The organism is Williamsia sp. DF01-3 (assembly GCF_023051145.1).
Classification (GTDB): Bacteria; Actinomycetota; Actinomycetes; order Mycobacteriales; family Mycobacteriaceae; genus Williamsia.
The window spans coordinates 3,663,331-3,683,652 of record NZ_JALKFS010000005.1 but is presented as its reverse complement, the minus strand read 5'-3'; the positions used below and the strand labels follow the sequence as shown (position 1 = coordinate 3,683,652).

18 protein-coding genes, 2 pseudogenes and 1 riboswitch are annotated in these 20,322 nt (G+C 67.2%); of the genes and pseudogenes, 13 read left to right on the top strand and 7 right to left on the bottom strand.

From position 1 onward, the window contains the following. Nucleotides 1-128 precede the first annotated feature (128 nt). The 11 genes and pseudogenes from MVA47_RS19410 to MVA47_RS19360 all read left to right on the top strand — a co-directional run bounded on the left by MVA47_RS19410 (nucleotide 129) and on the right by MVA47_RS19360 (nucleotide 10,069). Nucleotides 129-1,046, top strand: a complete 918-nt coding sequence (locus MVA47_RS19410) for an NlpC/P60 family protein (protein ID WP_308280573.1) — start codon at nucleotides 129-131, stop codon at nucleotides 1,044-1,046. Nucleotides 1,047-1,062: 16 nt separating this feature from the next. After that, nucleotides 1,063-2,508 (top strand): hypothetical protein, encoded by a 1,446-nt coding sequence (locus tag MVA47_RS19405; RefSeq protein WP_247209381.1) that lies wholly within the window; start codon nucleotides 1,063-1,065, stop codon nucleotides 2,506-2,508. Between the two features lie 19 nt (nucleotides 2,509-2,527). Beyond that, nucleotides 2,528-3,651 (top strand): annotated as a pseudogene (locus MVA47_RS19400) (glycosyltransferase family 4 protein). 73 nt (nucleotides 3,652-3,724) lie between these two features. Beyond that, nucleotides 3,725-4,144 carry an SRPBCC family protein gene (locus MVA47_RS19395; protein ID WP_116914790.1) on the top strand — a complete coding sequence of 140 codons (420 nt, stop codon included), beginning with the start codon at nucleotides 3,725-3,727 and terminating at the stop codon, nucleotides 4,142-4,144. After that, complete coding sequence (locus tag MVA47_RS19390) at nucleotides 4,141-4,578, top strand: SRPBCC family protein (protein WP_023953741.1); 438 nt, start codon at nucleotides 4,141-4,143, stop codon at nucleotides 4,576-4,578. Before MVA47_RS19395 ends, MVA47_RS19390 begins: the two co-directional genes overlap by 4 nt. Then, entirely contained in the window at nucleotides 4,575-5,831 is a 1,257-nt protein-coding gene (locus MVA47_RS19385; RefSeq protein ID WP_281505483.1) for an ArsA family ATPase, read from the top strand. The genes MVA47_RS19390 and MVA47_RS19385 overlap by 4 nt, the downstream gene beginning before the upstream one ends. Nucleotides 5,832-5,869: 38 nt before the next feature. Next, entirely contained in the window at nucleotides 5,870-6,352 is a 483-nt protein-coding gene (locus MVA47_RS19380; protein ID WP_247209379.1) for a hypothetical protein, read from the top strand. A gap of 44 nt (nucleotides 6,353-6,396) precedes the next feature. After that, complete coding sequence (locus tag MVA47_RS19375; RefSeq protein WP_030171484.1) at nucleotides 6,397-7,341, top strand: ROK family protein; 945 nt, start codon at nucleotides 6,397-6,399, stop codon at nucleotides 7,339-7,341. Between the two features lie 90 nt (nucleotides 7,342-7,431). After that, nucleotides 7,432-8,139: a 1-acyl-sn-glycerol-3-phosphate acyltransferase gene (locus tag MVA47_RS19370; RefSeq protein ID WP_247209378.1), complete on the top strand. Its 708-nt coding sequence runs from the start codon at nucleotides 7,432-7,434 to the stop codon at nucleotides 8,137-8,139. A gap of 7 nt (nucleotides 8,140-8,146) precedes the next feature. Then, nucleotides 8,147-8,656 (top strand): polyadenylate-specific 3'-exoribonuclease AS, encoded by a 510-nt coding sequence (locus MVA47_RS19365; RefSeq protein WP_023953730.1) that lies wholly within the window; start codon nucleotides 8,147-8,149, stop codon nucleotides 8,654-8,656. 9 nt (nucleotides 8,657-8,665) lie between these two features. Next, nucleotides 8,666-10,069, top strand: a complete 1,404-nt coding sequence (locus MVA47_RS19360) for a class II 3-deoxy-7-phosphoheptulonate synthase (protein ID WP_023953728.1) — start codon at nucleotides 8,666-8,668, stop codon at nucleotides 10,067-10,069. 24 nt (nucleotides 10,070-10,093) lie between these two features. Here MVA47_RS19360 and MVA47_RS19355 read toward each other — a convergent pair whose 3' ends face one another. Then, nucleotides 10,094-10,903, bottom strand: coding sequence for a 3-oxoacyl-ACP reductase (locus tag MVA47_RS19355; RefSeq protein ID WP_374474273.1), 810 nt, complete (start codon nucleotides 10,901-10,903; stop codon nucleotides 10,094-10,096). Then, nucleotides 10,886-10,979, bottom strand: a riboswitch (TPP riboswitch). (Overlaps the previous gene by 18 nt.) 58 nt (nucleotides 10,980-11,037) lie before the next feature. Continuing rightward, complete coding sequence (gene pknB, locus MVA47_RS19350; protein WP_247209375.1) at nucleotides 11,038-13,272, bottom strand: Stk1 family PASTA domain-containing Ser/Thr kinase; 2,235 nt, start codon at nucleotides 13,270-13,272, stop codon at nucleotides 11,038-11,040. 149 nt (nucleotides 13,273-13,421) lie between these two features. Between pknB and MVA47_RS19345 the strand changes: the two genes are divergently transcribed. After that, the gene (locus MVA47_RS19345; protein WP_030171473.1) at nucleotides 13,422-13,787 is read left to right on the top strand and encodes an Rv2175c family DNA-binding protein; all 366 of its coding nucleotides are present in this window, start codon (nucleotides 13,422-13,424) and stop codon (nucleotides 13,785-13,787) included. Between the two features lie 36 nt (nucleotides 13,788-13,823). On the opposite strand, the gene MVA47_RS19340 is transcribed toward MVA47_RS19345, so the two are convergent. The 3 genes from MVA47_RS19340 to MVA47_RS19330 are packed head-to-tail and all read right to left on the bottom strand — an operon-like array spanning nucleotide 13,824 to nucleotide 17,368. Beyond that, nucleotides 13,824-14,738 carry a phytoene/squalene synthase family protein gene (locus tag MVA47_RS19340; RefSeq protein ID WP_247209373.1) on the bottom strand — a complete coding sequence of 305 codons (915 nt, stop codon included), beginning with the start codon at nucleotides 14,736-14,738 and terminating at the stop codon, nucleotides 13,824-13,826. After that, nucleotides 14,735-16,291 (bottom strand): alpha-(1->6)-mannopyranosyltransferase A, encoded by a 1,557-nt coding sequence (locus MVA47_RS19335; protein WP_247209371.1) that lies wholly within the window; start codon nucleotides 16,289-16,291, stop codon nucleotides 14,735-14,737. The genes MVA47_RS19340 and MVA47_RS19335 overlap by 4 nt, the downstream gene beginning before the upstream one ends. Further along, a complete protein-coding gene (locus MVA47_RS19330; protein WP_374474271.1) occupies nucleotides 16,292-17,368 on the bottom strand; it encodes a polyprenyl synthetase family protein in 1,077 nt (358 codons plus the stop codon). Nucleotides 17,369-17,472: 104 nt separating this feature from the next. Between MVA47_RS19330 and MVA47_RS19325 the strand changes: the two are divergent. After that, nucleotides 17,473-18,407 (top strand): annotated as a pseudogene (locus MVA47_RS19325) (methylenetetrahydrofolate reductase). A gap of 24 nt (nucleotides 18,408-18,431) precedes the next feature. Here MVA47_RS19325 and MVA47_RS19320 read toward each other — a convergent pair. Both MVA47_RS19320 and MVA47_RS19315 read right to left on the bottom strand, forming a co-directional pair. Beyond that, entirely contained in the window at nucleotides 18,432-19,526 is a 1,095-nt protein-coding gene (locus MVA47_RS19320; RefSeq protein ID WP_247209370.1) for a glycosyltransferase family 2 protein, read from the bottom strand. A 20-nt stretch (nucleotides 19,527-19,546) separates the two neighbouring features. After that, nucleotides 19,547-20,275 (bottom strand): DUF3153 domain-containing protein, encoded by a 729-nt coding sequence (locus tag MVA47_RS19315; RefSeq protein ID WP_158599261.1) that lies wholly within the window; start codon nucleotides 20,273-20,275, stop codon nucleotides 19,547-19,549. Nucleotides 20,276-20,322 lie beyond the last annotated feature (47 nt).

Here is a 20,322-nt window from a genome sequence, read left to right as displayed (position 1 = left end):
GTCGTGGTGCGGAAGCGTTATGCCGCCGTCATGCACACCGTGATCGCGGCTGTGGTGCTGGCGTTGGCGGTTGCACTGGGCGCAGGTGCGCCGCCGGTGCCGAACCGGGACCGCAGAGCCCGGATGACATGCTCACCGAATACACGCAGCTGGGCCGCGAGGCCGAGCAGGCCACCGAGGCCATTCACAACACCACGATCGAACTGAACAACCAGCGTGGCGCTGTCGCGGCGGCGAACGAGGCCGCCCTGGCAGCCGAGCGCACCCTTGCCGAGCAGGAGAAGCAGGCCGAAAGCCTGCAGGGCGCAGTTGATGCACTGGTCAACGCCAGTTACCGGGGCGCGCGGGTCAATCGTCTCTACGCCGTCCTCGTCAGTGACTCGCCGCAATCCCTGCTCGACCAGATGTCCGGACTCGAGATGATCTCGCGTCAGACCGTTGCCGACGTGAAGACGTTCAAGGTCGCCAACGACAAAGCGCTGGAAGCGCAAAAGGTGGCGCAGGACGCGAAGACGAAGGCCGAGCAGGCAGTGGCGGCCGCCGAGAAGACCAGCGCAGACCTGCAGGCCAAGCAGAGTGAACGAATCTTCAAGGCCACCGAGATCAGGGCGATGTACGAGTCGTTGACCGGCAAGCAACTCGCTGCACTGGCCGGGCCCAAGATCGAATTCGACGCCTCCATGTTGCCCGCCGGGACGGCCCCCGAGGTCATCGCTGTTCGTGCAGCGCTCACCCGGATCGGCGATCCCTACGTGTGGGGCGCCACCGGGCCGGATCAATTCGATTGCTCCGGACTGATGGTGTGGGCGTACAAACAGGCAGGGAAGACGCTGCCGCGGTCCAGTCAGGCGCAACTGGCGGGCGGCACCGCGGTCGAGCGAGATGCTCTGCGGCCCGGCGATCTGATCATCTACTACCCCGACGCCACCCACGTGGGCATGTACATCGGTAACGGCTACGTGGTGCACGCCTCGACATTCGGTGTCCCGGTCAAGGTCGCCCCGATCGACGGAGCCGGCCCGTACAACTCGGCCCGTCGATACTGAGGGCACCGGATCGCCAGTGACTTCCGAGCGCGAGTCCCCAGAGCGCGAGGACCTCGACGCCGCACCGGCAGCGGACGCCGCGTCCGAGCGCCGGAATCCGCTGGGCCGGAAGTGGCTGTGGATCCTGATCGCTGTGGTGCTCGTGGCCGTTGTCGGCATCGTCGCGACAGTGCTGGTGTCGTCGTCGGGCTCTGACACCGACTCACCTGCTGCAACTCCGTCCGCGCGTCCGCAGAATCCGTACGAACAGTCACGGTCGCTGGGGGTCACGCTGACCTTGCAGGCCTACACCGATGCCCTGCGCGACGGGGATGCCGAGTCGGCTCTGGCTCAATTGGATGCCTCGGCGACCACTGCCTTGCGTGAGCGGACGGGTGCATCGGCGGCGGGTCTGCCGGCTTTGCCGCTCAGTGCTTTCGAGTTCCGATTGTCGGCCAGCCGCGAGTTCGAGCGTCTTGTCCCCGCCGACCTCCAGGAGCGTCTCGACGCGCAGGGGAGCAGCGACTCCTGGGTGGCCCCCGTGCAGTTGCGATACGGCTACGAGGGGATCGACTCGATCCCGGTTGTGCTCGACCTCCCCATGGTGATGGCCCAGTACCCGGACGGCTGGAAGATGGTCGCCGATGCGGGGCCGCTGTTCGGGCAGCCCGCGCCTGCGGGACAGGTGTGGGAGTTCCCCTCACCGTCGGCGACGTCTGTCGCCACCGCGCCAGGGGAGTCCTTGGTGTTGACCAACGGGTCCGACACCGGCTTCACCGCCCGCCTGGAGGAACTGCTGCCGGCCGCCGCCGGAGCCGTCACGCAGTTCTGGGGCACCAAGTGGCCGCAGGGCGCGGGGATCATCGCTGCCCCCACCGATGACGAGTTCCGATCGCTCACCGGTGCTGCGACCGCCGACGCCCAGGCTGCCGCGGCCGTCTCGATCTTCACAGGGATCGATCCCGCTGGACCGACCGCCCTGGGGCAACGTGTGGTCTTCAGTCCTCAAGCGGCGCAGCTGGATCCGAACGCACTCGCGGTGGTACTCCGGCATGAGCTGTTCCACGTCGCCGCTCGTACCGTCACTGCTCAGGCGGCCCCGGTCTGGGTGACCGAAGGGGTGGCCGAATATGTCGGCCGCCGAGGGACGTACACCCGCCTCGCCGACGCCGCCCCGACCCTGGCCGGGCAGGTCGCAGCCGGTGAGGTGCCTGCGGACCTTCCCAGCGATGCGAATTTCTCCCCGGGCAGTCCCGACGCGGCGTTGTCCTACCAGTCCGCGTGGTCTGTGGCGGCCTTCATCGCGGACAAGTTCGGTGACGACAAACTCAAACGTTTTTATGTGGCGTTGGCCGGGGCTGATCAGCCGACCGACCCTCAACTGGTGATCAAGTCCCAGGACACCGCCTCGAACATCGTTCTGGGGATCTCGCGCGAGGAACTCGTCGATCAGTGGCGTGGCTGGCTCACTGCGTCACCCTGATCGCCGCTACGGTGAGCCAATGCACCGTACGCTGTTGGTCACCAACGACTTTCCGCCCCGGCAGGGGGTATCCAGTCGTACTTGCAGAACCTGATCGAGCGGTTGCCCGCCGGCGACGTGGTCGTCTATGCGCCGCGATGGCGCGAGGACAGCCACATCAGGTTCGATGCGGAGCAGGACTACGAGGTCGTCCGCCATCCCACGACGTTGATGTTGCCCACGCCTGCGGTTGCGCGGCGGGCAGCCGATCTGGTTCGGGCGCATCAGGTCGACACCGTCTGGTTCGGGGCGGCAGCCCCGCTGGCCGTGCTCGGTCCGGCCGTGAGACGCGCAGGCGCACAGCGTGTGATCGCCAGTACGCACGGGCACGAGGTCGGCTGGTCGATGCTTCCGGTGGCGCGGCAGGGGCTCGGCGTGATCGGCCGCGGCACGGACGTGATCACGTACGTGAGCAAGTACACGCGTGACCGTTTCAGTGCCGCATTCGGCCCCCGCGCGGCACTCGAACACCTACCGCCGGGTGTGGACACCGATCGGTTCAAGCCGGATGACGTTGCCCGACAACGTCTTCGACACTTGCACGGACTCGGAGATGCGCCGACCATACTGTGTCTGTCCCGGCTGGTCCCACGCAAAGGGCAGGACATGTTGATCCGGGCGTTGCCCGAGGTCCGTGCAGAGATCCGCGACGCGACATTGGTGATCGTCGGGGGCGGCCCCGACGCCGAACGGCTTCGGGACCTGGCACGCAAAGTCGGTGTCGCCGAGCACGTTCTGTTCACCGGCTCGGTACCCGCCGACGAGCTTGCCGCGTACCACAACATCGCGGATGTCTTCGCGATGCCGGCGCGTACCAGAGGCCGGGGACTGGACGTGGAAGGTCTCGGCATCGTCTACCTGGAAGCCTCGGCGTCGGGGATCCCGGTGATCGCCGGTGAGTCGGGAGGCGCCCCGGAAACGGTGAAGCAGGGCGAAACGGGTCTGGTCGTGGACGGCCGGTCGATCAGAGAGATCACCGATGCCCTGACAGCTCTGTTGGGAGACCCGGACCTGTGCGCATCGATGGGTGCTGCGGGACGGGATTGGGTCCAGTCGCGGTGGCGTTGGGAGCACATGGCCGGCCGGCTCCGGCAGCTGCTGTGACCGGCTGCCGCGCTGCGCACCGTCAAGGCAGGGTTGTGGTCGGACCGGCACGCCGATATGTGAAGCTAATGCGGTGACCAGTATCCAGGTTGCCGACCAAACCTTCATCGCGGCGCCGCCCGAGTCGGCGACCGCGGTGATCTCCGACCGCGCCAATTGGCGCCGATGGTGGCCTGATCTGCGGTTGACCGTGGTTCAGGACCGAAAAGAGCAAGGTGTGCGCTGGAAGGTGTCGGGCCCCGTCGAAGGGACGACGGAGCTGTGGCTCGAGCGGGTGCTCGACGGCTTCGTGCTGCACTATTTTCTGCACGCGGAGCCGACCGGGACGCTCCCGTCTGAACCCAGGGCGCGCGGGACCGAGCTGGCGCGGATGAATCACCGGCGCCGGGTGGCCGGTCGTGTCATGTCGTTCGAGGTGAAGGACCGCCTCGAGCAATCTCGCCACGTCGGTGGGCCTGCCGCCGGCGCACCAGCCGCGGGAGGTTCGCGATGACCGACCGCACCGAACAATCCATCGTGATCAATGCAGATGCGGCCGACATCATGGCGGTGATCGCAGATTTCGAACAGTACCCACGTTGGGTGTCGGCGGCGCGCAAGGTGGAGGTGACCGTCCCGGGCCCCGGAGGCCGCGCGAAGCAGGTTCGGTTCGTGCTCGATGCAGGTGTCCTCAAGGACACCTACGAATTGAGTTACGAATGGGCCGCCGATGGGCACTCTGTGAGCTGGGACCTGGTCAGCAGCGATCTGCAGACCGCGCAGCACGGTAGTTACCGGTTGGTGCAGCAGGCACCCGGGTCGACGAAGGTCACCTACGAACTGACCGTGGACCTGTCGATACCGATGATCGGACAGCTCAAGCGGCGGGCTGAGAAGGCCATCACCGACGCGGCCCTGAAAGAACTGAAGAAGAGAGTCGAAGACTGATCGATCTAGCGCCCATCCACCTCGTTCTCGGGCCGGGTGGTGCCGGAACGTCGACGGTTGCCGCCGCCGGTGCCGTCGGCCTGCCGCAACAGCAGGGCGGGTCCGGACGACGCGGGAAGACGCTTCTGGTGTCACTCGGCCGCTTCCGTGACGTCTCGGCGATCTTTGGCGTGTTCGCTTCTCCGGGCGAGCCTGTGCCTGCGTCGCAGCAGGTGAACATACTCGAACTGGACACATTGGCGATGGTCTCGCAGATGTGGGGTTCGGTGCGTTCTGCGCTGACCGCTGGGGAACTGACCGGTACGGGTGTGCCCGGGGCCGGCGCGGTGGTGTCCGGCCTGGACCCCGAGGAGATCCTTGGGATGCCCGGAGTCGAATCGTTGCTGGCGCTGCGCCGGATTCGCGATGAGGCAGCGTCAGGTGAGTGGGCGCAGGTGGTGATCGACATGTCCGGTGGTGTCGATCCCTTCGAGCTCATGCGGGTTCCGCAGATGGTGGCCGACATGATCGAGAGGTTGTGGCCGCGTCACCGGCGACTGGCGGCCGCAGCGGACAACGCACGTATCGCCCGCGTCGTGGGGATGGTCGATGCCCTGGTGCGCGATTGCGCGGACGTCGACGAGCTGCTGTTCGACGCGTCCGGTGTTCACGTCCACGTGGTGGTCGGGGTGGACCGCGACGGTGCGGCCTCGCTGGACCGCGCCCGGGCCGTCTTGCAGGTGATGGGGCTGCCGGTGTCGACCATCGTGGCCAATCGGGTGATGCCCGAGGTGTTGTCGGTCGACGCGCAGACACCAGTCGCGCCTGACCGTTCTTCGTGGCTCGATGACCAGATCGCCGCCCAGTCGGCGGCGATCGATCATCTGAGGGCGACGAAGGACGAGGCCGAAGTGGTGTGCGTGCCGTGGGTGTCCGGGTCGATCGATTCGGTCGTGTCGTTGCGCAAACTCGGCGTCGATCTGTCCGGCGGGCAGATGGCAGCGGTGGGCCCACGGGCCGCGCGGGTCGAACGCGAGTCCGGGTCCGGACTCGATTCGGTCTACCGGATGACCTGGAAGCAGTCACTTCCGGACCCATCGGGACTACAGCTCGGCCGCAGCGGCGACGATCTGATGATCACGGTGAGCGGGGTGCGGCAGCGGATACGGTTGCCGTCGGTCTTGCGGCGCTGCGTCGTCCTGGGCGCATTCTGGGATGCCGGCGACCTCACCGTACGCTTTCGGCCGGACCCCGATGTGTGGCCGCAGAACTGACAGATGAGTAAGAATGGCGGGCACCGCGCGAGTGTCCGATGGCGCAAGCAATCGAACGAGAGAAGGCCGGCGTGAGCGACGAGCAGGGCAGGGCCGCAGGTGGGCCCAGCGGCGCCCGGTCAGGAGGCGATGCCGAGGCCTGGCGCACCCTCGTCCTCGGTGTCCTCGAGCGAGTCGACCACTTTGCGTCCGTGCTGCTCGACGAGAACGGGACGGCTGCGAGACGGGCGGGCGACGGCGCGGCAGGGAATGACGGCTCGTTCGTGGCCACCGACTTCGCCGGTCAGGCCCGTTTGGCGTTCGACACGATCATCGACGAGGCCGGAGATCTGTTGTGGCAGCTCCTCAGTCAGCTGATCGCCATCCTCGAGGCCGTTCAGCAGGCGCTGGAGCAGGTCATCGGCGCGCGTCCAGAACCCGGGCCGCGGCGCCCGCCGGGCACGAGTGCCCGGGCCGCCACCTATCAGCCCATCACCGTGCTGTTCGAGCCGGTGGGGGACGTCCCGCGGGGTGAACCGTGAGTGCCCGCGAGTCGACGCCGAACCGTCAGGGCCAGCGCGGGGACATGGCGATCGGTATCGACATCGGGGGCACCAGCATCCGTGCCGCGATCGTCGACGAGCAGGGTCAGGTGCACGACACGGTGCGGGCTCAGACCCCCACGACGGTGTCGGCGCTCGAGACGTGCCTCGACCGCACCGTCGCCGAACTGACCGCACGCTGGGACGTCATCGGGGTGGGTGTCGCCGTCGCCGGGTTCCTCACCAGTGATCGTCAGGTCATCCGCTTCTCGCCACATCTGCCCTGGCGCGAGGCGCGTGTGGCCGAGGAGATGTCGCGCAGGATCGGACTGCCGGTGGTCTGCGAACACGACGCCAACGCCGCCGCTGTCGCCGAGTATCACTTCGGCGCGGCCGCGCGAGGTCACAACACATTGGTCATCGCGATCGGCACGGGTATCGGAGCGGGTTTGCTGCTCGACGGCGAGATCTACCGCGGTAGCTTCGGTGTGGCCCCCGAACTCGGCCATCTGCGGGTGATGCCCGACGGCCGGCCGTGTTCGTGCGGCAAGTTCGGGTGTTGGGAAAGGTATTGCAGCGGAACGGCTCTGGTCGACACGGTGGTCGAGCTGATCGCCGACGGTGGGATGTGGAACAGCAAACTCGCCCGCGACATCGCCGACGATCCCGGCTCGCTGACCGGACGGCGGATAGCGGCGGCGGCGCACGAAGGCGATGCGCTGGCGCTGGCGGCGTTCGCCGAGTTCGCTCGATGGCTGGGTCTGGGGCTGGCGATGTGCTGTGACGTGTTCGACCCCGACCTCGTGGTACTCGCAGGCGGTGTCGGTTCGTCCTCGGGCCTGTTCCTCGACGAGGCGCGCGAACATTACTCGGCGTTGCTCACCGGTGCCGGACACCGGAGGATGGCGCGAATCCGCGGGACCCAGCTGGGTGAGGCGGCCGGGATGATCGGCGCAGCCCAGATCGCGAGGACCGAGGCCAGGCGCTGACGCCACCGCAGCGGGGTGGGTAAGGTTTTGTGCGTATGTGGTGTCGGTGACAGTGGCGGTCGGAAGTGATTCGTCGGAGAGTGGGAAGACATGTGGTACTGGGTCTTCAAATACGTCCTGATGGGGCCGGCGCTGCGAGTGCTGGGGCGCCCCAAAGTCGAAGGGCTGGAGAACCTTCCGGCCAAGGGCCCGGCGATCCTGGCGAGTAATCATCTTGCGGTGGTCGACAGTTTCTATCTGCCGCTGATGGTGCCGCGGCGGATGTACTTCCTCGCCAAGAGCGAGTACTTCACCGGAACGGGCGCCAAGGGCGCCTTCCAGCGGTGGTTCTTCAACGCCTCGAGCCAGATCCCCATCGACCGCACCGGTGCCGACGCCGCGGCCGGAGCCCTGACGGCGGCCAAACGCAAGCTCGACACCGGCGACCTGATGGCGATGTATCCGGAGGGAACGCGGTCGCCGGACGGGCGACTGTACAAGGGCAAGACCGGCCTCGCGCGGATCGCGATGGAATGCGGTGTCCCGGTGATCCCTGTGGCCATGATCGGCACAAGCGAACTCAACCCGCCCGGGACGACGATCCCGCGGTTCGGCCGCATCACCGTCAAGATCGGCAAGCCTCTCGACTTCAGTCGTTACGAGGGGATGGAGGGCAACCGTTTCATCGAGCGCGCCGTCACCGACGAGATCATGTACGAGTTGATGCACCTGAGCGGCCAGCAATACGTGGACGTGTACGCCGCCTCGCTCAAGGAGCAGGGTCAGCCGCCCGCCGCCAACACATCGCCGGCCGCCTGAGCCGCCGGTGCGTTATTTCTACGACTGCGAGTTCATCGAGGACGGACGAACGATCGAATTGGTCTCGATCGGGGTCGTCGCCGAGGACGGACGTGAGTTCTACGCGGTGTCCACCGAGTTCGATCCCGACCGGGCAGGCCAGTGGGTGCGCGCACAGGTTCTGCCGAAGCTGCCGTCGCCTGCGTCCAAGGCATGGCGTAGCCGCGCGCGCATCCGCGACGACCTGCTGGAGTTCCTGACCGCCGGGGAAGGCCGCATCGAGCTGTGGGCCTGGGTGGGCGCCTACGACCACGTGGTGCTATGCCAATTGTGGGGACCGATGACCGCCCTGCCCCGGTCGATGCCGAGGTACACCCGAGAGCTGCGCCAACACTGGGAATTGAGCGGCCGTCCCGAACTGCCTCCGGCCCCCGACGACGCCCACGACGCGCTCGCCGACGCCCGGCACAACCTGAACAAGTGGCTGGCCATCGAGGCGTTCCGAGGTGAGGGGCAGCTCGATCGCGCGGGGCATTAGGCTGGGCACGTGGTGAACTGGACCGTAGACGTTCCGATTGAAGAACTGCCCGAACTGCCGCCGCTGCCGGGAGACCTGGCAGAGCGATTTGCGCAGGTGCTGGACAAGCCTGCGCTGCAGCAACCGAGCTGGCCTGAGGACAAGGCCCGTGCGATGCGCACGGTGCTCGAGAGTGTCCCCCCGATCTGCCTGCCGAACGAGGTCGAGCGCCTCAAGGCGCAGCTCGCCGAGGTCGCGCTGGGGCGGGCGTTCCTGCTGCAGGGTGGCGACTGCGCCGAGACCTTCGCCGACAACACCGAACCGCACATCAAGGGCAACATCCGCACCCTGCTGCAGATGGCAGTGGTGCTGACCTACGGCGCCAGCATGCCTGTGGTCAAGGTGGCCCGCATCGCGGGGCAGTACGCCAAGCCGCGCTCATCCGACACCGATGCCCTGGGGCTGCCGTCCTACCGCGGCGACATGGTGAACGGCTTCGTCGCGGAACAGTCCGTCCGCGAGCACGACCCGTCTCGACTGGTCCGGGCGTACGCCAATGCCAGTGCTGCGATGAACATGGTGCGAGCGCTCACCGGCGCAGGTCACGCCGACCTCCACCGCGTGCACGACTGGAACCGGGAGTTCGTGCGCACATCGCCGGCCGGTGCGCGTTACGAGGCGCTCGCCTCGGAGATCGATCGTGGGCTGCGTTTCATGGACGCGTGCGGGGTTCGCGACTCGAACCTGGAATCGGCAGACATCTACGCCTCACACGAGGCTCTCGTGCTCGACTACGAGCGTGCGATGCTGCGGCTGGCCGACGACCCGGAAGACCCCGACAGCGGCAAGAAGGTGCTGTACGACCTGTCCGCGCACTTCTTGTGGATCGGCGACCGGACCCGGCAGCTCGACGGAGCGCACATCGCGTTTGCCGAGCTGATCTCCAACCCGATCGGTCTGAAGATCGGCCCGAGCACCACGCCCGAGCTCGCCGCCGAGTACGTCGAGCGACTCGATCCGCACAACGTGCCCGGCCGTCTCACCCTGGTCGCCCGGATGGGCAACGGCAAGGTTCGTGACCTGCTGCCGCCGATCGTCGCGGCGGTCGAGGCCACCGGCCACAAGGTGATCTGGCAGTGCGATCCGATGCACGGCAACACCCACGAGGCGAGCACCGGCTTCAAGACCCGCCACTTCGACCGCGTGGTCGACGAGGTGCAAGGTTTCTTCGAGGTCCATCACGCACTGGGAACCCATCCCGGTGGCGTGCACATCGAACTCACCGGGGAAGACGTCACCGAGTGTCTCGGTGGCGCGCAAGACATCTCGGACATGGACCTGGCCGGACGATACGAGACCGCGTGTGATCCGCGCCTGAACACCCAGCAGTCATTGGAGCTGGCGTTCCTCGTCGCGGAGATGCTCCGGGGGTAACCGGCGGGCGACGTGGTCGGTGATTCAGTCCTTGACGAAGCCGCCGTCGACCACCAGGTTCTGCCCGGTCACGGCCCGTGCCCACGGTGAGGCGAAGAACAGAACAGCGTCGGCGAACTCGGCGGGAGTGGTGACCCGTCGCAGGGGTGTGCTCTGGGCGATGAGATCGAACACCGCCTCGGGGGTGGCGGCGCTGGCGTCGGTGGTCCGCAACAGGCCACCGGACACCATGTTGACGGTGATCGACTCGGGTCCGAGATCGGCCGACAGTGTCCGCGTCAGTGCGAGTAGTGCAGCCTTGGCCGCGGTGTAGTCGTGGTAGGGCACAACCGGGTTCTGGACGAGGTTGGTCCCGATGGTGACGATGCGGCCGAATCCCGCCTCGCGCATCCCGGGCAGAGCTGCCTGTGTGGTGTGCAGGGCGCCGGCAACACTTCCCCTTAGTTGGGCGTCGAACGCCTGCCATTCGATGGCGTCGACGGTCGGCCGTGCATCGCCGTTGAACGAGAAATCGATCAGCGCGTTGTTGATCACGGTGGTGACCGGAGCTCCGAAATGCGCACGGGCGGTTGCGAGCATGTCCAGCACGGCGTTCCGATCGGTGACATCTGCCTGCACGGCCAGGCATCGGCCGGCCCCCAAATCGTCGGCGAGCGCGTCGGCGGCCGCCTGGCTGCGGTGGAAGTTGATGACCACCCGCGCGCCGTGGAGGGCGAACGCCCGGGTGATGGCGGCGCCGAGTCCACGGGCCCCGCCGGTCACCAGGACGATCTGCTCGGACAGTGGCCGGTGATCGGAATCGTTCTCGGGCGCAACTGAATTCACGATGGACATCCCTCCGCCAGCATTACCTGGTCAGGTACAGCGGGTCTGATCTCAGCCGACGTGTTCGGCACCCCGTGTCACCGGCAATCACATCACACCGGGCCGCTCGGGGGAGACCGGGCGTGCGCGCCCGCCGAACAACGTCAGGGGAACGAGGTGATCTGCACCGTGCTGCCCTGCTTCACCCGGGTGCCGCCACCCGGATTCTGCCCAACCACGAGCGACACACTCGAGCGCGTCAGGCCCCGGCTGTCCACGGAGAGGCCGGCCGCCTCGAGCTTGCTCTTCGCGGTCCCGACCGTGTCGCCGGTGACGTTCGGGACATCGACGCCGTCGGATACGAAGATGCGCACGACCGGGTCACGGGGGTCCACCCTCGCCCCGAAGGCGGGGCTGGCGGTGGTGATGGTGCCCGCTTTCGCATCACCATCGGTGGACGTGCCGCCGTCTTGCGCGATCAGCCCCGCGTCTTGCAGGACCCGCCGCGCCTCGTCGGGGGTCTTGCCGGACAGGTCCGGCACCTTGATCGCGTCGGACACCACGAGTGTGACGGTGCTGCCCGGCTCGGCGAGTGTGCCCGCGCCGGGGTCGGTACCGATCACCTTGCCGCCGTCGACATCCGGACTGAATTCCTTGCGGACGGTGCCGGCCTTGAGTTTCGCCGTCTTGAGCAGCGCGGTGGCGTCGTCCTGATCGCGCCCTGCCACATCGGGCACCGAGATCGGCTCAGGGCCTCTGCTGGTGATGATCTGCACTTCGCTGCCGACCGCGACCGTGGTGCCCGAACTGGGACTGAGTGAGACCACCGAGCCCTTCGGGGCGGTGGCGCTGTACTGCTGGCGTGCAACCACGGGCGTAAGAGTGCGGTCGCGCAGACGTTTCTCGACCACGGCCAGCGGATCACCCGAGGAGAGGTCCGGGACTTTGGGCTGTCCCACCGAATACGACAGATCGACGTCCGAGAATCTGCTGACGCGCGTGCCGGGCGCGGGTTCGACGGCCATCACCTGGTCGACGGGCAGCTCGTTGTCGTAGGTCGGCTTGTCCACCACGTCGAGTCCGGCGTCTTCGATCGCCTCGGTCGCTGCCACGCGGTCCATCCCGTTCAGTTCCGGAACGGTGGTGAATCGACCCGACCCGAGCCACCATCCGGCGACGCCGAGCGTCGCGGCGAGCAGCACCACCACGAGCACCCAGATCAGCGCATTGCGGCGCGACTTGCGCCGGCGTTCCTCGAACTCGGCGGCATGCGACAGCAACATGGGCGAGCCGGGCGGCGGGCCCTGGGCGTAGGCGGGTGGGGGCGTCGGCGGTTGAGGCGGTCCGTGCCCTTCGGGATGCCGGGTGTCCGGTGGAAGAGTCTGCACACGAGTCGGATTACGGACGTCGGGTTGCGCGGCGGCTCTGGCCGGCAACGGGTCGGTGAGGTCCGGGTCGACGGCGGCCCCGGGACGGTGTTGCTGACGGTCGCGGAACGCGACCATGGTCTCGCGTTCGGCGGAGCGGGTCGGCGCCGGGACGGTGAACGCGGGCAGTTGCAGATCGTCAGCGATCTCGTCGAGTACCTGGCGCATGTGATGTCCGTCGCGATAGCGATCCGCAGGGTTGCGTGCGGTCGCGGTGAGGACGAACTCATCGAACTCGCGGGGCACACCCGGGATCACCGAACCCGGCGGCGGGACGTCGTTGTGCAGCCGCTGGTAGGCCAGGCCAAGGGCGGTATCGCCGGTGAAAGGTGTTCGGCCGGTGAGCATCTCGAACACCAGGATGCCGGTTGAGTACACGTCGGAACGAGCATCGGCCGACGCGGTTTCCACCTGTTCGGGGGAGAGGTAGGCAGCTGTTCCGAGGATCACGCTGTTGGAGGTGATCCCGGCGGCAGCGATCGCCCGGACCAACCCGAAGTCGACGACCTTCACCTCCCCGTCGTCGGAGATGAGGACGTTCTCGGGTTTGACGTCGCGGTGCACAAGCCCGGCACGATGTGCGGCACCGAGTGCTCCCAGGACCGGCGCCGCGACCGCGGTGACCGCATGGGGTGGCATCGGTCCGCGCTCACGCAGCAATTCGCGCAGGGTGCCGCCCTGGACGAGTTCCATCACCAGGAATGCGTAGTCGCCGTCCGCGCCCTGGTCGTACACCGCGACCAGGCCGGGGTCCTTCAGCCGGGCAACCGACCGGGCCTCGAACTCCAGGCGGGCAAGGAACTGCGGGTCGGCCGAGAAACGCGGATCCATGACCTTGACCGCCACCGGACGATCGAGGCGCAGATCCATGCCCAGGTACACACTCGACATCCCGCCGCGGGCGATCAGCGCATCGATCCGATAGCGACGCTCGATCAGGACACCGAGCAACACGTCGGACGGGGCGTTCACCAACTTGAGCCTTTCTCGGCAGGACGGGATACGAACAACGAGTCCACCCTAGCGATGGAGTGTCGAGAAAAGATCACGGAACATGCGCGGCGCCTGCGCCCGGACCGGTGATTCGACGCGTCGACCATCGCCTGGGTACCCTCGTCACCGTGGGTTCCGTACCGCTTTCCGAAGACACGCTGCCTGCTGACGTCGAGGTGTTGTCGGTGTCGCAGGTCTCCTCCCGAATGGGATTCTCGAACAGCAAGATCCTCAACCTGATCACCGACCACCAATTGCTCGCGGTTCGTCGTGACGGGCAGGTGGCCATCCCGGCCCTGTTCTTGGACGGCCCTGAGATCACCAAACATCTTCCCGGGCTCATCGATGTCCTCCTCGACGGCGGCTTCAGCCGCGACGAGGCCTTGCGGTGGCTGTTCACGCCTCACGATGACCTCGACATCACCCCGGCTCAGGCACTGCACGGGCATCAGGCCCGTGAGATGGTGCGTCGGGCCCAGGCAGAAGCGTTCTGACCAGTCCCACTGATCGGGCCGGTCGGGTACCGGTGCTCAGGACCGATTAAACGTGCGGCCCCGGGTGCTCACGGCCCGGGCGACGTGACCGAGGCGGGCCGGTGTCGACACTCGCGCGCGTTCGGTGAGTACCCGGTAGCCGCTACGTTCGACCTCGTCGAGGATCGCTTGGTACATGGTGAATGCTGCTCGGATACCCGGCCGGCTCGACGGCGACAGCATCTCGATTCCCGGTTCGGCGCGACGGTATTCGGCACGTGTCACCGCTATCAGGTGTGCCAGGGCGCGCCGGAGTTCACCCGGTACCTGACCTGTACGTCGGCACCGCCGCAGCATGGATTCGTCCACCCCGAAGGCCGCGAGTTCGTCGGTCGGCAGATAGATGCGGTCGCGATCGAGGTCTTCGCCGGCGTCCCGGATGAAGTTGGTCAGCTGAAACGCGTCGCCGAGCGCCCGGGCGGGCGCGATGGCGACATCCCCGTCGACCACCGTGCCCAGTATCGGCAACATCTGCAATCCGATCACGCTTGCCGACCCGTACATGTAGGCGCGCAGTTCAGCCATCGTCCGGTACCGCGCGACGTGGATGTCGCTGTCGGGGATGTCCATCCTCATGGAGCGCATGAACGCGTCGAAGTACCGGTGGTCGATGTCGAAAGTGGTGATGGTGTCCGCGACGGCCAGCACTTCGGGCCGGCGGGGGAGATGTCCCGGGTCGGACAGAGCCGCGTGCAGGTCGGCCTCGATCGCGTCGAGTGCGGACAATCGGTGTTGCCCCGATCCCGTGTCGACGATGTCGTCGACCATGCGCGCGAAGCCGTAGAGCGCATAGACCCCGGCACGTTGTCGCCGCGAAAGCAGTTGCGTACCAATGTAGTAACTGCGGCCATGGGTGGCGGTGAGCTTGCGGCAGTGCTCGTAGGCGGGTTCGAGTCGCCCGTCGCCGATCATGCGGTCGCTCCGCTGATGGGGGCCGGGGAAGGGCCACGGGTCACCCGGCGCAGACGCAAGGGGTCCTCGCGGATCAACGACCAACCCGCAAGTGCCGAGAGGGCAACGGCGACAACCACATCGGTCAGCTTGTACATGAAGATCTCGTCGTCCGGCCCGAACACCTGGAGGAGGAACACCGAATAGAACACGATGGCCACGACCGCCCATCGCTCGATGGTGAAGGCGGCAGCCAGCACAAGCGCCCAGGTGTAATACCAGGGCAGCGTAGACGGTTCGAGTAACAAGACGGCGAGCATGGCCCACGCCATCCCGGTGACCGCGGCACGCTCACCTCGTCGGAACCACAACCAGAGACCCACCAGGGTGAGCGCCAGGACAACCGACCCCACCGCGCGCGTCACCTCGAGCACCGGTAACAGCGGCAAGGCGGTGAAAGGTGATGCGGCAAAGGTGATGAGGTGCGCCACCGCGGTGGGAATTGTAAGCCAATTGATGATCTTTGCCGCCCACGTCAGTCCCAGCAGCCAGCCGAACCCGTGGCCGACGAGCAACGTCAGCAGTCCGAAGACGGCCGCGGACACCCCGATGATCCAGGCGAGAACGCGAGCCACGTCCTTGGCACGGACGTCACGCTCGTCGCGGATGTGGGACAACCAGATCCACAACACGAAGGGGATGGCGACACCGGCGGTGATTTTGATCGACATGGCGAGGGCGAGAACGCCGACGCCGGCAACGTGTCTGCGTGTCACCACGAGCGTGACCCCGGCGATCAGGACGCCCATCATCAGCAGCTCGACGTGCGGTCCCCCCACCAGGTGCACCAGCACAAGAGGATTGAGGACGGCGAGCCAGAGGGCCAGAGCGGGGTCGGTGCCGAAATGCCTGGCCAGCTTCGGAAGCGCCCACAACGTCAAGAACAGCCCGGGCACCAGGACGAGCCGCATGACCAGCACACCCACGACGGGTTCGTCGCCGGTCACCCGTGTGACCGCGCCCGTGAGCGACATGAACGCGGGACCATAAGGAGCTGTGGTGGTCGCCCATACCTGGGCCATCGAGTCGAGCAGGGCCCCTGGCTGTACGGCAGGTCCATCGGCATACGGGTTGAATCCGTCGCGTAACAACGCCCCCTGGGCGAGATACGCGTACACATCCCGGCTGTAGAGCGGCACGGCGACCATCAGGGGCGCCGACCACGCGATGGCTGCCCATCCGACAGTGCGTGCGGCCCCGTCGGCCGGCGTGGCGGCGCGGAGGGTGCGGCCCACCCGCACCCAGGCGACCACCATCACTGCCACACCCAGCCAGAACGACATCCCCGCCAGTGTTTTCCCGTGTCCGAACGACAGCCACGACAATCCCAGATCCTGCAGTGAGGTCTGGTTCCGCGGGATGTCGCCGACTCCGAAGCTCCCGATGGTGACGAGCAATGATCCGGCGAAACCGAGCAGGACGGATCCGCCGATCGCCGTCGCACCGAACTCACGCAGCCGACGAATGTTGTCGCCCACCGACGTGCGCGGACGTGCGGTGCCAGAGCGAGCCATTCAGGTCTGCCGCCGGGTCATGGCCGTTGCCAGGTCCGTCAACTCGGATTTGGCGGCCGGGGTCGCGTTGCTGGCGGCCAAGGTCGTCAGAGCCGAGTCGACGAGACCGTCGATCTGCTGCTCCACAGCCTGCACTGCACCACTGTTCTCGATTATCCCGGTGATCTCCGCCAAGTCCGCTGGACCGAGGTCGTGCCCGATCCCGTCCCGAAGCTTCTGTGCGGCAACCGGATCGTTGGTGTCGGCGGAATCGAGTGCGGCGGCCAGCAGTGCGGTGCGCTTGCCCGCCAGGAGGTCGTCGCCTGCCGGCTTACCGGTCACCGATGGATCGCCGAACACCCCGAGCAGGTCGTCGCGAAGCTGGAACGCCACGCCGATGTCGGTGCCGAACGAGCGCAGTGCATCCACCAGGGCGTCATCGCCGCCACCGATCACGGCACCGAGCTGCAACGGCCGTTCCACGGTGTACGCCGCCGTCTTGAACCGCATCACCCGATGAGCGGCGGTGGGGGATTCGTCCCCCGACGCCTCGGTCCGGATGTCCAGCAGCTGCCCGGCCAGTACCTCTGTCCGCATCCCGGACCACACTGGTGTGACCTGGCCGAACACGTCGGGGGCGAATCCGGCGCCGGCGAGGAGATCGTCCGCCCACGCGAGTGCGAGATCGCCGAGCAGGATGGCCGCGCCTTCGCCGTAGTGGTCCGCCGCGCCGAGCCAGCCGGCAGCCCGATGTCCTTCTTCGAACTGGCGGTGGATGGTGGGGTGACCCCGGCGGGTGTCGGAACGATCGATGATGTCGTCGTGGATCAGGGCGCAGGCCTGTACGAGCTCGAGGGCCGCGCACACGGTCAGCATCTCGTCGGGAAGTGTCCGGGCCGGGCCGGCGGCGCGGTAGCCGGCCCAGGCAAAGGTGGGCCGGACCCGTTTACCGCCGCGCAGTACAAAAGCCTCCATCGCATCCACCGCTTCGGCGAAACCCGGGGAGATGGCAGTCACCGTGGGCCTGCGATCTTCGAAGACCTGCCGCAACAACTCGGTGGTCGCCATCGGGACGTCGCGCAGGAACTCGATTGCCACGGCTTCACCTTAGCGGTGGCGCGATAGGCGTCGTGTTGTCGCGGGTTGACCATGTCTGTGGCACCACATGGTCTCGACCACGGCGCCGACCGTATGCTTGTCAGGTGAGTTCGCAGCAATCCCACCCGTCGATCGTGCAGCGGCTGGCCGAGCCACATCCGGGGCCGGTGCCGTTTTCGGTCGAGTTCTACCCGCCCCGCGATGAGCAGGCCGAGGCGCGTCTGTGGCGTACGGTGCGGATCTTCGAACGAATGGGCCCCGCTTTTGTGTCCATGACCTACGGGGCGGGTGGGTCCACCCGCGACCGCACGTTGCGTATCACCGGTCAGCTCGCCCGGGAGACCACATTGCTGCCGGTGGCGCACCTGACCGCGGTCGGGCACAGCGTCGCCGAACTGCGGGCGATGATCGGCGGGTACGCGGACAAGGGCATCACCAACATCCTCGCGTTGCGCGGTGACCCCCGGGCGATCCGCTCGGCGAGTGGGTCAAGCATCCGGAGGGCGTCGAGTACGCCGAGCAACTGGTGCGGCTCGTGCAGGAACTCGGCGACTTCAACGTCGGTGTCGCGTCGTTCCCGGAAGGCCATCACCGGGCGCCGGACCTCGACCACGACACCAAATATCTGGTGTCGAAACTCCGCGCCGGAGCCCAGTATTCGATCACGCAGATGTTCTTCGACGTCGATGACTTCCTGCGGCTGCGCGACCGGGTCACCGCCATGGACCCCGAACAGGGTGCCAAGCCGCTGATTCCCGGGATCATGCCGATCACGTCACTGGCGTCGGTGCGGCGGATGGTCGAGCTGTCGGGATCGGTGCTGCCCGAGGCCGTCGACCGGAGGCTCGCCGCGGCTGCGGGCGACGGTTCGGAGGAGAACCGTGAAGCTGTGCGGGCCGTCGGGATCGACCTCGCCACGGAGATGGCCCAGCGGTTGATCGATGAGGGCGTGCCTTGCCTGCACTTCTGCAGTCTCAACTTCGCCAAGGCCACCAGCGAGGTGCTCGAGCGCCTCGGTATGAACGTGATGGCTGCCTGACAGTCCGACCGGCTCGTCCGTCGATCAGCGTGGCGTGAGACCGCGACCTTTCCAGTCGAGTGTGCCGCGCCGGCGGGCCCGCAGTGAGTCGCCCACCGCTGCGACGGCCAGTGCGGTGGATACCGGATGTGCGATGGCCGAGACGATGTCGACCGGGCCGAGCGCTCCGGTTTCGGCGTGTCGAGCGACCATTCGGGACGCAGACGCCGCAGCCAGCGACAGCAACGCACGGGACCGTCGTCGCCCCCGGACCAGGTCCACCACCGGCAGTACATAGACGGCACCAGCGACCATGGCGACGATGCTCGCGCCTGCAGGGCTTCCGAACTCGGTGCTCAGCCACCGCCGGTATCCGCCCCAGGTGTCTGCCGCACCGTCGTACATCCGGCACCAGACGACCCCACGACCGCTGCGTATCGCCGACGACATCCCGGCGGAGCGGTAGCGGCGGGCCAACGCGAGATCCTCGGTGATGTCGGCGCGAACCGCGCTGTGGCCGCCGGCGCGGCGGTAGTCATCCAGCGACGTCACCAGGAACTGCCCGTTTGCCACGGCCATCGACCGGGGTAGCAGACGCTCGGAGATCGCCAATGGCACCGAGCTGAGCCAGGACCAGCTGAGCAGGGGCTGAACCAGGTACTCGAGCAGGGATCCGGCCTGCTGCGACGGCCACACGGTGAGCAGCCCGCCGCCCGACCTGACCAGTGTGCCGATCGCGCGGTGCAATGCGGTACGGCCCAGACGCACGTCGGCATCCACGAACACCAGGGTTCCGTCGGTGATCTGGGCGGTCAGGAGATCCAGGGCATGGTTCTTGCCGGTCCATCCGGCCGGTGGCGGCTGCTGATTGCGGACCACCGTGAAACGCGGATCCCCGGCCGCTGCTGCGACGGCGACCTCCGCGGTGCCGTCGGTGGAATCGTCATCACAGATCAGGACGCGCAGGTCCGGCATTCCGTGCTGGACTTTCAGGTCATCCACCAGGTCGGCGATCCGCTCGGCCTCGTCGCGTGCCGGCACACACACCCACACCACCCCGACGACCGGGTCGGCGTCGTCTGCGAGATCGGTGAACCGTCGGGTGTTCACCACTGTCAGAGCAAGATTGACGATGGACACCGCCGCCGCGAGGTTGCCGATCAGCGGGATGATCCCTGTTTGTCGCGTGGTCTCCTGGCCGGGGCACCTGGACGGGGGGACTGGTCCCGGTTGACCCAGGCCAGGGCGACGACGAGAACGGTCACCGCCAGGGCGATGCCGGCCATCAGGCCGGTCCAGCCGGTGAAGGCCGCCGTTCCGGGTTCGTCGTAGCGCGCTTCCGCGGTCATCGGAGAGGCCTTGCCGATCTCCGGCTTCCACGACACCGCGTCGTCGCCATCCTGCTGTCCGTTGGTGGCGCTGACCGGACCGGCGAACTGGACCGAGAACTCGACATAGTCCCGGCCGGGCGCCAGACCCAGCAGGTCGGCGGTACCGCGGAACGTGACCGCGTCGCCGCGACGCTGCGCCTGCAGGTCCATGGCCACGGCTGCGTCGGGATACGCATCTTCGACCAGTTCACCCAGCTGGGTGAACTGGCCCAGAGTCGCCTCGGTGAATGTGGCGCGGGTGCCGATCAGTCCGTCGCGTTTGAATTCGGTCGCGCTGACCACGGTCTCCAGTGACTGGGGCACGTCGATCTGAGGGCCCTTCTCCTGGCCGACATCCTTCTCCGCGAGCACAAGAGCGCCCCACATGCGGTCGCCGAACTGGGCGGGGGAGTCCGAACACGCCGCCAGGAGTGGGGCCCCGACGAGGGCCATCAGCAGCATGACCAGCGTGAGGCCGCCGGTACGGCGACCACGGGGGCGGGTTTGGATCACAGGCACGCGATCATCTTTCCATCAGGCCGGTGCATCTGGGCACCGGTGCGCCA

Excerpts from the sequence above, each read along its gene's own strand:
- MVA47_RS19410 (WP_308280573.1), top strand. The coding sequence starts at position 129 with ATGCTCACCGAATACACGCAGCTGGGCCGCGAGGCCGAGCAGGCCACC.
- MVA47_RS19390 (WP_023953741.1), top strand. The coding sequence starts at position 4,141 with ATGACCGACCGCACCGAACAATCCATCGTGATCAATGCAGATGCGGCC.
- MVA47_RS19380 (WP_247209379.1), top strand. The coding sequence starts at position 5,870 with ATGGCGCAAGCAATCGAACGAGAGAAGGCCGGCGTGAGCGACGAGCAG.
- MVA47_RS19375 (WP_030171484.1), top strand. The coding sequence starts at position 6,397 with ATGGCGATCGGTATCGACATCGGGGGCACCAGCATCCGTGCCGCGATC.
- MVA47_RS19370 (WP_247209378.1), top strand. The coding sequence starts at position 7,432 with ATGTGGTACTGGGTCTTCAAATACGTCCTGATGGGGCCGGCGCTGCGA.
- MVA47_RS19355 (WP_374474273.1), bottom strand. The coding sequence starts at position 10,903 with ATGTCCATCGTGAATTCAGTTGCGCCCGAGAACGATTCCGATCACCGG.
- MVA47_RS19340 (WP_247209373.1), bottom strand. The coding sequence starts at position 14,738 with ATGATCGGCGACGGGCGACTCGAACCCGCCTACGAGCACTGCCGCAAG.
- MVA47_RS19335 (WP_247209371.1), bottom strand. The coding sequence starts at position 16,291 with ATGGCTCGCTCTGGCACCGCACGTCCGCGCACGTCGGTGGGCGACAAC.